Origin of the sequence: Actinoplanes sp. NPDC024001 (genome assembly GCF_040638955.1) — a bacterium.
GTDB lineage: Bacteria > Actinomycetota > Actinomycetes > Mycobacteriales > Micromonosporaceae > Actinoplanes.
Genome location: NZ_JBEZZB010000019.1, coordinates 1 through 11824 on the forward strand (window position 1 = coordinate 1; position 11824 = coordinate 11824).

At 69.7% G+C, this 11824-nt stretch carries 12 protein-coding genes; 3 read left to right on the plus strand and 9 right to left on the minus strand.

Annotation, left to right across the window (positions count from 1 at the left end):
* Positions 1–196: 196 nt before the first annotated feature.
* Positions 197–1750 (minus strand): Rieske 2Fe-2S domain-containing protein, encoded by a 1554-nt coding sequence (locus AB0F81_RS10025; RefSeq protein WP_360194132.1) that lies wholly within the window; start codon positions 1748–1750, stop codon positions 197–199.
* Positions 1751–1871: 121 nt separating this feature from the next.
* On the opposite strand from AB0F81_RS10025, the gene AB0F81_RS10030 reads away from it, so the two are divergent.
* Positions 1872–2111: a DUF2631 domain-containing protein gene (locus AB0F81_RS10030; RefSeq protein WP_360193940.1), complete on the plus strand. Its 240-nt coding sequence runs from the start codon at positions 1872–1874 to the stop codon at positions 2109–2111.
* A gap of 48 nt (positions 2112–2159) precedes the next feature.
* On the opposite strand, the gene AB0F81_RS10035 is transcribed toward AB0F81_RS10030, so the two are convergent.
* The 8 genes from AB0F81_RS10035 to AB0F81_RS10070 form a co-directional block, all read right to left on the minus strand.
* Positions 2160–3302 (minus strand): DivIVA domain-containing protein, encoded by a 1143-nt coding sequence (locus AB0F81_RS10035; protein ID WP_360193943.1) that lies wholly within the window; start codon positions 3300–3302, stop codon positions 2160–2162.
* Positions 3303–3339: 37 nt separating this feature from the next.
* Complete coding sequence (gene rlmN / locus AB0F81_RS10040; protein WP_360193945.1) at positions 3340–4518, minus strand: 23S rRNA (adenine(2503)-C(2))-methyltransferase RlmN; 1179 nt, start codon at positions 4516–4518, stop codon at positions 3340–3342.
* Between the two features lie 24 nt (positions 4519–4542).
* On the minus strand, positions 4543–5565 hold the full coding sequence (locus tag AB0F81_RS10045; RefSeq protein WP_360193948.1) for a phosphatidate cytidylyltransferase: 1023 nt from the start codon (positions 5563–5565) through the stop codon (positions 4543–4545).
* Entirely contained in the window at positions 5565–6122 is a 558-nt protein-coding gene (gene frr, locus AB0F81_RS10050) for a ribosome recycling factor (protein ID WP_360193951.1), read from the minus strand. Before frr ends, AB0F81_RS10045 begins: the two co-directional genes overlap by 1 nt.
* Positions 6123–6181: 59 nt before the next feature.
* Positions 6182–6943 (minus strand): UMP kinase, encoded by a 762-nt coding sequence (pyrH, locus tag AB0F81_RS10055; protein ID WP_360193954.1) that lies wholly within the window; start codon positions 6941–6943, stop codon positions 6182–6184.
* Between the two features lie 103 nt (positions 6944–7046).
* Positions 7047–7877 (minus strand): translation elongation factor Ts, encoded by an 831-nt coding sequence (tsf, locus tag AB0F81_RS10060; RefSeq protein ID WP_360193956.1) that lies wholly within the window; start codon positions 7875–7877, stop codon positions 7047–7049.
* A gap of 73 nt (positions 7878–7950) precedes the next feature.
* Positions 7951–8817 carry a 30S ribosomal protein S2 gene (gene rpsB / locus AB0F81_RS10065; protein ID WP_360193958.1) on the minus strand — a complete coding sequence of 289 codons (867 nt, stop codon included), beginning with the start codon at positions 8815–8817 and terminating at the stop codon, positions 7951–7953.
* A gap of 243 nt (positions 8818–9060) precedes the next feature.
* The gene (locus AB0F81_RS10070) at positions 9061–9546 is read right to left on the minus strand and encodes a hypothetical protein (protein ID WP_360193961.1); all 486 of its coding nucleotides are present in this window, start codon (positions 9544–9546) and stop codon (positions 9061–9063) included.
* A gap of 146 nt (positions 9547–9692) precedes the next feature.
* On the opposite strand from AB0F81_RS10070, the gene AB0F81_RS10075 reads away from it, so the two are divergent.
* Together AB0F81_RS10075 and AB0F81_RS10080 are read left to right on the plus strand one after the other, a co-directional pair.
* Entirely contained in the window at positions 9693–10052 is a 360-nt protein-coding gene (locus AB0F81_RS10075) for a YraN family protein (RefSeq protein WP_360193963.1), read from the plus strand.
* A complete protein-coding gene (locus AB0F81_RS10080; RefSeq protein WP_360193966.1) occupies positions 10052–11584 on the plus strand; it encodes a YifB family Mg chelatase-like AAA ATPase in 1533 nt (510 codons plus the stop codon). Before AB0F81_RS10075 ends, AB0F81_RS10080 begins: the two co-directional genes overlap by 1 nt.
* Positions 11585–11824: the final 240 nt, after the last annotated feature.

The following is an 11824-nucleotide window of genomic DNA, read 5'->3' on the forward strand; positions in this document are numbered from 1 at the left end:
GGGGCCCACCCGGGGGGGCGGGGCATCCTCCCCCATCGCCGCCTATAGTCCGTTGTTGTGGCCGGGCGCGCTGCGCGCCCGGCATCAACACGGTCTGGACCACCGCATCAGCCCGGAACGGGCCCTGCGGCCCGGCATGACTGCCAGGCCGCAGGTAGCCACGGGACTTTCCGTAGCTCGTACGAAAAATGGGTTTTCAGCTCTCGGTCTTGCTTGCCCGGATCTTGTGGCCGACGCCGGTGAGGCAGCGGCCGCTGGGCAGGTCGAACTTCCAGCCATGCAGCTGGCAGGTGAGCACGTTGCCCTCGACGATGCCGAAGCGGGACAGGTCGGCCTTCAGGTGCGGGCAGCGGCGCTGCACCGTCCAGTCGCCGAACTGGATGTCCTCGGCGTCGACCGCCTTCTCGTGCTCGTCGTACCAGCCCTCCGCATACTGCAGGCGCTCCTCGGAGAGGCACTTGAAGAAGGCGTAGACGAACTCGTTGTACTGCCCGATCCGGGCCGCGGAGAAGCGGCAGGAGAGGAAGAGCGAGTTCACCCAGTCACCCTCGTCGATGAAGATGAGGTGCTCGATCAGCTCGCGCTGGGTGCGGAACCGGTAGCGGACCTTCTCGTCGGCGTAGGGACGGACCTGCTTGCCGGGGAAGTCCACCACGATCGACTCGATCTCGTCGCCGTCGTAGGAGACCAGGTCGAAGCGGACCGGGCCGCCGACGCCCTTGGCCAGGTAGATCGACTCCTCGAGCAGCGGCTCGATCCGCTTCTTCAGCTCGCCGAGCACGTCGATCTCGGGGTGCCGCCAGGACGCCTTCTCGGCCTCGATGATCGGGCGCTTGCGCTCGCGCATCTCCTCGAGGTGCTGCTTCTTGTTCTTGAAGAACTCGTCGAGGTCGGTGGGGTGCGTCGTCGTGGCCGTTGCTCCACCGTCGGACAGTTCAGTCACGCTGCCCGGAAGCAGAACGATTCCGTTGTTCCCACCGACCTTGGCATATTCGGTGAGGAAGACCGACTGGTCGGGGAAGATGTTGCCCTCGTCGCCGTGGATGTCGTTGAACTGCCACAACTCGTCGTCGAGGAAGCACGGCGGGCCGGCGATCGGGAAGACGTGGTCGGCCTTCAGGTCGTCGATGTAACGCCAGGTGCGGTCGAACTGGCGCTCCCGCTTCTGCTTGCCGAACGCGGTCTTCGCGTTCTCCGGCAGCTCGTAGACCATCGGGTACCAGATCGCGCCGGAGAACTGCAGCATGTGCGCGTGGACGTGACCCAGCTCGTTGAAACGGGTCAGGTCGGCCGGGCGGGCGTCGTTCTGGTTCAGGACGCGGATGCCGTCGTACTCCACCCAGAGCGACGAGTCGCCGATCGGGCCGTCGGTCGGGCTGATCAGCGCCTGGATCATGACCTTGAGGCCGCCGTCCAGCTCGTGCACCTCGTCGGACTTCGTCCGCAGGAAGCTGGTGAAGCCCAGCTCCCGCAGCTCGTCCTCGAGCTGGCTGGTCGGGTACTCGGGCAGCAGAACGGTCGCCTTCTTGCTGATGAACCGCTTCAGGTGCTCCGCGTCGAAGTGGTCCCGGTGCAGGTGCGAGACGTACAGGTAGTCGACGTCGCCCAGGGTCTCCCAGTCGAGCTGCGAGTTGTCCGGGAAGGGGAACCACGAGGCGAAGTACGCCGGGTTCACCCACGGATCGCACAGAATGCTGCCGGCGGCGGTGTCGATCCGCATGCTCGCGTGGCCGGTGCCGGTGATCCGCACTAGATCGCTCCTCATTTTCGGATTCTGACCGCTCTTGAAAGTACAACCGGGTTGCCGGGTGCCGCCCGCCGACCCCGTGACACACTGATCCCGGTACTACATCGACGAGGAGGACGCCACCGTGGCTGCGGAAGAACACCACGACGAGGTCTACGCGCCGGACCAGCTCAAACCCGGCAACCGTAAGCGGGCGCAGCGTGGTGCGATCATCTCGGCCGCGATCCTGCTGCTCTTCTTCTGGGGCAACCAGCAGGGCAACACGGAGAAGGTCTGGCTCGTCGTCATCGCCCTGCTCCTGGTCGGTGCGGTGATCGGCGACGTCGTGCTGCGCCGCGCCGGGCTGCGTCCGAACGACCAGTAGGTTTTCATGACGAAGGGGGCCCGCTCGGCGGGCCCCCTTCGCTGTTTCTCAGCGCCGGCGCAGCAGGATGTCCTTCACCTCGCGCAGCGCCGCGTCGACCTCGGCCTCGAAATAGCCGTTCGGCACCAGGCCGAACTGGAGCATGTCTAGGTCGTTCTCGTTCACCGGCATCGGGCCGCGGCCGGTCATCGCCTGCAGGATGCCCTCGAAGAGACGGTCCACCTGCATCGGGTCGTAACCGCTGCCGAACCGCCGCGGCTGGAACGTGCGCCGCAGCTGGTCCACCCGGTACAGCTCGCCGCCCGGCTCACCCATCGGCGGGCCCAGCTGCGGCTGCGGCGGACCGTAGCCTCCGGGCGGGCCGCTCATCGGGGCGCCCGGCATCGGCGAACCCGGCATCGCGTTCGGCATCGGGGGCGCGCCGTAGCCACCGCGGGGATCGCGGTCCGGCATCCGGATCTCGGCGGTCATGTCGGTGCGGCCGTGCCGGCCCGGCTCGAAGCCGTCGTAACCGGTGGGCTCGTCATAGCCACCCTGGTCGTAACCGCCACCGCCCTGACCGTAGCCGGGCGGCGGGCCCGGACGCTGCGGCGGCTGCTGCGGGGGCGGCTGCTGGCCGTAACCGGTGGGCTCGTCGTAACGGCCCGCGTACGGGTCCGGCGGGGGCAACTGCTGCTGACGCTGCGGCATCTGGGGCATCTGCGGCGGCATCATGCGGTCGTCGCGCACCGGAGCGGGGAGGCGCTCGGTGGGGGGCGCCATCCGGCTCGGTGCCTGGCCGCCCATGCCGGGCGGCGGACCGAAGCCGCCCTGGCCCTGGTTCATCCCGGGCGGCGGGTTCATCCCCGGCGGGGGACCCATCGCCGGCGGTGGGCCGGCCGGCGCCTGCTGGGCCGAGAGCCCACTGCGCATCGAGTCACGCAACGGATCGGGCGCCGGACGGCCGCCCCGCTCCTCAAACTCGGCGAGCTGCCGCTCGACCCGGTCGAGGTGAAGGTCGACCTGCCACTCGTCGTATCCACCGAAGCGCACCCGGAAGACGACGTCATGCACCTCCTGCGCGCCGACCGGCGGGCCGACCTGCTCCCCGGCCAGGGTCGCTTCGACCCGGTCCAGGAAAGCGTCGACCTCGTCGACCTTGTAGCCGCGCCGCAGCGCACGCCGCCGGAAACGCTGTCCCTGACTCGTCACAACGTCTCCCACTCCGCTCGCTGGGACCTGCGCCCAGTCACTGTGCCACCTCCGCGTCGGCCACGGCGCCCCCTGCGCTCGCGTGCGTCAGCTCTCCCGCGGCCAGTTGGCCGCATGCGCCGTCGATCTCCCGCCCCCGTGTGTCCCGCACAGTCGTCGAGACGCCGGCCTCTCGTAGCCGGCGGACGAACTCACGCTCGACCGGTTTCGGGCTCGCATCCCACTTGCTGCCCGGAGTCGGGTTGAGCGGGATGAGATTCACATGGGCCAGCTTGCCGCTCAGAAGACGGCCGAGCAGGTCGGCGCGCCAGGGCTGATCGTTTACGTCCCTGATCAGGGCGTATTCGATGGAAACCCGACGGCCGGTCTGTGCCGCGTAATCAAACGCGGCATCGAGCACCTCGGCCACCTTCCAACGCTGGTTGACGGGCACAAGCTCATCGCGCAGATCATCATCGGGGGCATGCAGTGACAACGCAAGAGTCACAGAGAGCTGTTCGGCTATCAACCGGCGCATTGCGGGCACCAAACCCACCGTGGACACCGTGATGTGCCGTTGTGAAAGCCCCAGGCCCTCCGGTGCGGGCGAGGTCAGGCGGCGGACGGCCTCGATCACCCGCGGGTAGTTGGCCAGCGGCTCGCCCATGCCCATGAAGACCACCCGGGAGAGTCGCGGCGGCGACCCGGTGACCGCGCCCGAGGCCGCCACCCCGGCCAGGTAGACCACCTGGTCCACGATCTCGGCCACCGACAGGTTCCGGGTCAGGCCCTGCTGGCCGGTCGCGCAGAACGGGCAGGCCATGCCGCAGCCGGCCTGACTCGACACGCAGGCCGTCACCCGATCGGGGTAACCCATCAGGACGCTCTCCACGAGCGCTCCGTCGTGCAATCGCCACAGCGTCTTACGCGTCGCGCCGTCGTCGCACGCCTGCTCCCGCATCGGGGTCAGCAGCGTGGGCAGCAGATCGGCGGTGAGCCGGTCGCGCGAGGCGGCCGGCAGGTCGGTCATCTCGGCGGCGTCGCGCACCAGACGGCCGAAGTAGTGCGTGGAGAGTTGCTTGGCGCGGAAGGCCGGCTCACCGAGACCGGTGACCGCGGCTCGGCGGGCGGCCAGATCCAGGTCGGCCAGGTGGCGCGGCGGCATGCTGGGACGGCGACGGGTGGTCACCGCGTCGGGCTGATCGGGGCTGATGGGAATGACCGGAAGAATCGTCATGGCATATCCAGCTTCTCACGCCTGCTAGCTCGGAGTGATGATCGAGAAGAGCAGGTAGGCGGTGGGTACGGCGAAGAGGATGGAATCCAACCGGTCCATCAGGCCGCCGTGGCCCGGCAGCAGGTTGCTCATGTCCTTGATCCGCAGATCCCGCTTGAGCATCGACTCGGCCAGGTCGCCCAGAACCGCGACCACAGAGATCACCGCGCCGAACAGCAGACCCCAGTAAACCGGCACGTCAAGCAGGAAGTAGAGGAGCGCGGCACTGCCGATCGCGGCGGCCGCCACCGAACCGGCGAAGCCCTCCCAGGACTTCTTCGGGCTGATCTTGGGCGCCATCGGGCGTTTGCCGAGGAACACGCCGGCCGCGTAACCGCCAGTGTCGGAAAGCACAACGGCGACCAGCGTGCAGATCACCCGCCAGGCGCCCGCCCTCGAGTCCTCGCCGTTCTCCGTCTGCACCAGCATCGCGGCGAAGGCGAGCAGGAACGGCCCGTAGACGGCGGTCAGCACGGTCGGGGTGAAATCGCGCCGCACCGCGGCGATCCCGTCGGCGAGCCGCCACAGCATCGCGGCGCCGACCGTCACGGCCAGGCCGATGGCGAGGGCGTCCGGCCCGGAGCGCCAGGCCAGGCCGACCATCAGCGCGCTGCCCGCGACCAGCGGGACGAGCGGCGGGCGGCTCCCGGTGACCGACAGCGCGCGGGTCATCTCCCTGACCCCGACCCCGGAGGCCGCGACCAGGACCACCAGCAGCGCCCTCGGCTCGATCAACAGCGAGGCCAGGACCATCAGGCCGAGGCTCAGCCCCACCCCGATCGCGGCCGGCAGGTTACGGCCGGCCCGGCCGTTGCCCGGGGCCTTGCTCTCCCGGCCGGCGCGGCGCCTGCCCTTCGCGCCCTTCGGCGCGGGCTCGTCCGCGTGCCAGGCCTGGCTGGGGTACGCCGAGGCCGCCGGTTCGACGCCGGTGGAGTCGTAGACGTACGGCGCCGGCACGCTCGTGTCGTCGCCGGAGGCCTGCCCGGCACGCGGATCGAGGTAGGACATCAGACTTCGAGCAACTCAGCTTCCTTGTGTTTGAGGAGCTCGTCGACGACCGCCACGTAGCGGTGAGTCAGGTCGTCGAGCTCCTTCTCCGCACGACGGCCCTCATCCTCGCCCGCCTCGCCGTCCTTGACCAGCTTGTCCAGCTGGTCTTTGGCCTTACGGCGGACATTACGAATGGCAACGCGGCTTTCCTCGGCCTTGTGGCGTGCCACCTTAATCATTTCGCGCCGCCGCTCCTCCGTCATCTGGGGGAGGTGGATGCGCAGCTGGGTGCCCTCGTTGTTGGGGTTGACACCCAGGTCGGAGTCACGGATCGCCCGCTCGATCGGGCCGAGCTGTGACGCGTCGTACGGCTTGACGAGCACCATGCGCGGCTCCGGGATGCCGACCGAGGCCATCTGCGTCACCGGCGTGGGCGCGCCGTAGTAGTCGACCAGAATCTTCGAGAACATCGCCGGAGTGGCCCGGCCGGTACGGATGGCGGCGAACTCCTCCTTGGCGTGCTCGACCGCGCTGTCCATCTTCTCTTCGGCCTCGAAGAGGGCTTCCTCGATCACCGGCTCTTCTCGCCTCCTTGCTGTCTTCGGTGGTGCGGGATGTGGGGACGTCCGGCCGCTCAGGCGGTGATGAGGGTGCCGATCTTCTCGCCGGCGCAAGCGCGCACGATGGTGTCGTCACCGTCCGCACCGAAGACCAGCATCGGCAGCTTGTTCTCCTCGCAGAGGCTGAACGCGGCCTGGTCGGCCACCCGCAGCCCACGCTGGAGGATCTCCTGGAAGGTGATGTTCTCCAGCTTGCGCGCCTCCGGGTCGACGCGCGGGTCGGCGGTGTAGACCCCGTCGACGCCGTTCTTGCTCATCAGCACCATGTCGGCGTGGATCTCCAGCGCGCGCTGGGCGGTCACGGTGTCGGTGGAGAAGTACGGCATGCCGGCGCCGGCACCGAAGATCACGACGCGGCCCTTCTCCAGGTGCCGGATCGCCCGCAGCGGGATGTAGGGCTCCGCGACCTGCGCCATGGTGATGGCGGTCTGGACGCGGGTCTCGATGCCCTCCTTCTCCAGGAAGTCCTGGAGCGCCAGGCAGTTCATCACCGTGCCCAGCATGCCCATGTAGTCGGCCCGGTTGCGGTCCATGCCGCGCTTCTGCAGCTCGGCGCCGCGGAAGAAGTTGCCGCCGCCGACCACCACGGCGACCTGGATGCCGCGCCGGTTCACGGTCGCGATCTGGCGTGCCAGCGCCTGGACGACGTCAGGGTCGACACCGACCGCGCCGCCGCCGAAAACCTCGCCGGAGAGTTTGAGAACGACCCGCCGCGGCCGCGAGGTCGGCGGGTTCTGATCGTCAACCGTGGCGGACTGCTCGGTCACCATCGTCATGAGACCCGCCTTCCCTTCCCTTTCAACAGCAGACCTTATGCGACCGGGAGGCCGGACGCTCAATCGCGTACCCGACCTCCCGTGCCAATGAGTGCGGAGTGCCTTACTCCTGGCCGACCTCGTACCGGACGAACCGGGTCACCTGGATGCCGGCCTCGTCGAGGATCTGCTTGACCGTCTTCTTGTTGTCGACGACCGAAGCCTGCTCGAGCAGGACGAAGTCCTTGAAGAAGGAGTTCACCCGGCCCTCGATGATCTTGGGCAGCGCCTGCTCCGGCTTGCCCTCCTCGCGAGCGGTCTGCTCGGCGACGCGGCGCTCGGTCTCGACCACGTCGGCCGGAACCTCGTCGCGGGTGAGGAACTTGGGACGCATCGCGGCGATCTGCATGCCGACGCCACGGGCGTCCGCGTCACCGGCCTCGTCGGTCTTGCCGGTGTACGACACCAGCACGCCGACCTGCGGCGGCAGGTCCTGCGCCTTGCGGTGCAGGTAGACCGCGACGGTGCCCTCGACGATCGCGAAGCGGTTCACCACGATCTTCTCGCCGATCTTCGCGGCGTAGTCCTGGACGGTGTCGGCGACGGTCTTGCCGTCCTCCAGGGTGGCGGCGAGCAGCGCGGCGGCGTCGGCGACCTTGTTCTTCTCGCCCAGCTCGACCAGCTGCTGGCCCAGCGCGACGAAGTCGGGGGTCTTGGCGACGAAGTCGGTCTCGCAGTTGAGCTCGAGCAGCGCGTTGCCGGAGTGGGCCACGATGCCGTTGGCGGCGGTGCGGCCGGCGCGCTTGCCGACGTCCTTGGCGCCCTTGATACGCAGGAACTCGACGGCCTTGTCGAAGTCGCCGTCAGCCTCGTCGAGCGCCTTCTTGCAGTCCATCATGCCGGCACCGGTGAGGTCGCGGAGCTTCTTGACGTCCGCGGCGGTGAAGTTAGCCATGACTCTTCTCTCGATGTCAGTCGGGAATCGGCCGCCGCTTGTGATCGCGGCGGCCGGAATCACGTCGGTTGACTTACTCGGCGGGGACGGCGGCGGGAGCAGCGGCCGCGGGAGCAGCAGCCGCGGCGGCGGGCTCCTCGGCCTTCTTCTCGGCACCCTCGTAGAGGTCCCGCTCCCACTCGGGCAGCGGCTCACCGGCGGCGACGGTGCCGGCCTCGGGCTTCTCGTCGGCGTTGCCGCGGCCACGGCCGGAACGGGCGATCAGGCCCTCGGCGACGGCGCTGGCGACGACCTTGGTCAGCAGCTCGGCGGAACGGATCGCGTCGTCGTTGCCCGGGATCGGGAAGTCGACCTCGTCCGGGTCGCAGTTGGTGTCCAGCACCGCGATGACCGGGATGTTGAGCTTCCGGGCCTCGTCGACCGCGATGTGCTCCTTCTTGGTGTCCACGACCCAGATCGCCGACGGGACCTTGGTCATGTCACGCAGACCACCGAGGGTCTTGGTGAGCTTCTCCTTCTCGCGGGAGAGCTGCAGGGTCTCCTTCTTGGTGTAACCGGCGGCGGTGCCGCTCAGGTCACCCAGAGCCTCGAGCTCCTTCATCCGCTGCAGACGCTTGTACACCGTCTGGAAGTTGGTCAGCATGCCGCCGAGCCAGCGGTGGTTCACGTACGGCTGGCCGACCCGGGTCGCCTGCTCGGCGATGGCCTCCTGCGCCTGCTTCTTGGTGCCGACGAAGAGGATGTGGCCACCCTCGGCGACGGTGTCCCGCACGAAGCTGTACGCCTTCTCGATGTAGTCGAGGGTCTGGCGCAGGTCGATGATGTAGATGCCGTTGCGCTCGGTGAAGATGAAGCGCTTCATCTTGGGGTTCCAGCGCCGGGTCTGGTGCCCGAAGTGGACACCGCTTTCCAGCAGCTGGCGCATGGTCACGACGGCCATGGTGGGTTACTCCCTGGTCTTCCCTGGTTGTCACGCTCACCGGCGGTGAGCGTCCTGGCGCCCGGTCGGCGGCCACAGTCGGACCCGAAGAGATCGGGACCAGGGAAGGCCGCCGCCGACCGGAAACTGGATGAACCAGCAGTGCACCGGTCAGAGGGCGCGCGAGGTCGACCGCCTGGGCGGTCGCCGTCGACAAGCATACGCCAACCACCCTGGCGGTCCGGCCGGCGGGCAGCGCAGAGCTCAGGCCACGGCCAGGCCGGCCGCCAGCAGCAGGACAAGACCGGCCGGGAGGTACGCCACCGGCGCCCGCAGCCACGAATCCCGGCTGATCGTCCCGCCGGAGGCGGCGAAGAGGCCGAAACCGGTCAGCGCCAGGCCGAGGGTGAGCAGAACGGCGGGGACGATGCCGCGGGGCGTCGCGTCTGCGGCGAAGGTCACTGTCGCGAGCAGGCGCAGGACCGGCACGAGCAGGAGCGCCACGGCAGCGGCCAGGATGATCGAGGAGAGCGAGCGGCGGGTGCGGTACACGCCTTTGCTCTCGGTCTCCACGGCTGGTGGCCGGACCGTCGGGTACTCCGGGCCGCGCACCGGGATGCGCACCTCCGGCTCGGGCGGCGCGGGGTCACGCTGTTCCGGCACCCGATACTCGGAGCTGTCCGGGTCTGTGGCGTAACGGCGGCCGGTGTACCCACGGGGCTCGGAATCGTCGGCGTATCGATGCTCCACGGAATCGCACGGTAGGTGACCTGCGGGGCGCGATACACCGCCTGAGCTCTTATCACACCGATCGAGGAAGAAACGGCAATCCACAGCGACGGGCTGTCCACAGGGCGCTGCGCAGGGTCACCGGAATCGTGGCACGGTGCCGCCTCATGACGACTCAGCGACGGGCGGTCGGTGCGTACGGCGAACGGCTGGCCGCCCAGCACCTGCAGGCGAGCGGCCTGGTGCTGCTGGACCGCAACTGGCGGTGCAGCGACGGCGAGGTGGACCTGATCCTGCGCGACGGCGACGACCTGGTCTTCTGCGAGGTCAAGACGCGGCGCACGGCGACCTTCGGTTCGCCGGCCGCCGCGGTCGACCTTCGCAAGATCCGCAAGCTGCGGCTGCTGGCCGCACGCTGGCTGGCCCAATCGGGGGTACGACCGCGGCAGGTCCGTTTCGACGTGGTGGAGGTGCTCCCCCAGGCCCGGGGCGCGACCCGGCTCGTGCACATCCGGTCGGCGTTCTGATGAGCTACGCCCGCGTGCTCTGCGTCGGCCTGGTCGGCGTCGCCGGTCACCTGGTCGAGGTGGAGGCCGACCTCTCCACCGGGCTGCCGGCGGTGGTGCTCACCGGCCTGCCCGACACCGCCCTCAACGAGGCCCGCGACCGGGTCCGCGCCGCAGTGGTCAACTCCGGCCGGGAGTGGCCGAACCGGCGGATCACGGTGAACCTGCTGCCCGCCGCCCTGCCCAAGCACGGCAGCGGCTTCGACCTCGCCATCGCGGCCGCGCTGCTCGCGGGCGCCGGCGAGCTGCCGTCCGCGCCGCTGGACGGGGTGGTGCTCCTCGGCGAGCTGGGGCTCGACGGCGCGGTCCGCCCGGTCCGCGGAGTCCTGCCGATGGTCGCCGCGGCGGCCCGGGCCGGCATCACCCGAGTCGTCGTGCCACTCGACAACGCCCGGGAAGCGACCGTGGTGCCCGGCGTGACCGTGCGCGCCGTCGACTCGCTGCAGCGTCTCGTCGAATACGTCCGCGGCACCGGCCCACTCCTGGATCCACCCCCGGCGCCCCCGGCGCCACCGCCCGCAGGGCCCGACCTGGCCGACGTGGCCGGCCAGCTGATCGCGCGATACGCACTGGAGATCGCCGCGGCCGGCGGGCATCACCTGGCCCTGTTCGGCCCGCCCGGAGCCGGCAAGACGATGCTGGCCGAGCGCCTCCCGTCGATCCTGCCCGAACTCGACGACGAAGCCGCCCTGGAGGTCACGGCGCTGCAGTCGATCGCCGGGCTGCTCCCGCCCGACGGCCGGCTGGTCCGCCGGCCGCCGTTCCAGGCGCCGCACCACAGCGCCAGCCTCGCCGCCCTGGTGGGCGGCGGCACCGGCCTGGGCCGGCCGGGTGCGCTGTCGCTGGCCCACCGCGGTGTGCTCTTCCTGGACGAGGTGCCGGAGATGGCGCGGGCGACCCTGCAGGCGCTGCGCCAGCCGCTGGAGAGCGGGCGGGTGGTGCTGTCGCGGGCCCGGGGCACCACCGAATATCCGGCACGTGCCCAGCTGGTGGTCGCGGCCAATCCCTGCCCGTGCGCCTCCCCTGCCGGTGACCACGCGTGCGGGTGCAGCCCCGCGGTCCGGCGCCGCTACCTGGGCCGGCTGTCCGGGCCACTGCTCGACCGGGTCGACATCAAGATCACCGTGCTGCCGTTGACGGCGGTGCAGTTGATGGGCGCCTCCGAGCCCGCCGAGCCGTCCGCCGCGGTCGCGGCCCGGGTGGCTCGCGCCCGCTCGGCTGCGGCAGCCCGCTGGTCGGCCGGCGGGTGGCGGGTCAATGCCGAGGTGCCCGGCCCGCATCTGCGAAGACCACCCTGGCGGCTGCCGGTTCGGGACACGAGGATCCTGCATCAGGCCTTGGACCGGGGGACGCTGTCCGCTCGCGGCTTTGACCGGATCCTTCGCTTGGCCTGGACGATCTGCGACCTGGACGGCAGGGATCGCCCCAACGCGGGCGATGTGGGTGAGGCCTATCAGCTGCGCATGGGCGAGTTGCTCGAGCGCACCGCTTGACGGCGTTCTTTCCTGCGCCGGCTCGGTCGTCCGGCTTCTCTCCGGCTTCTCTCCGGCTTCTCCTCCGCCGATGCTGCTGCCCTTGTCCGCCTCCTCGGCGTCGTTCCTCCCTCCCGCTTCTTTCGCTCCTGCCTTCCTCGCCCTCGCGGTCATCCCTCCTTCTATGCGCTCTTCCTCCCTCTCTCTTCCCTGGCCCCTTGGTCCTTCGTCCCTTCCTCCCTCCTCCCTGGTCCCTCCTCC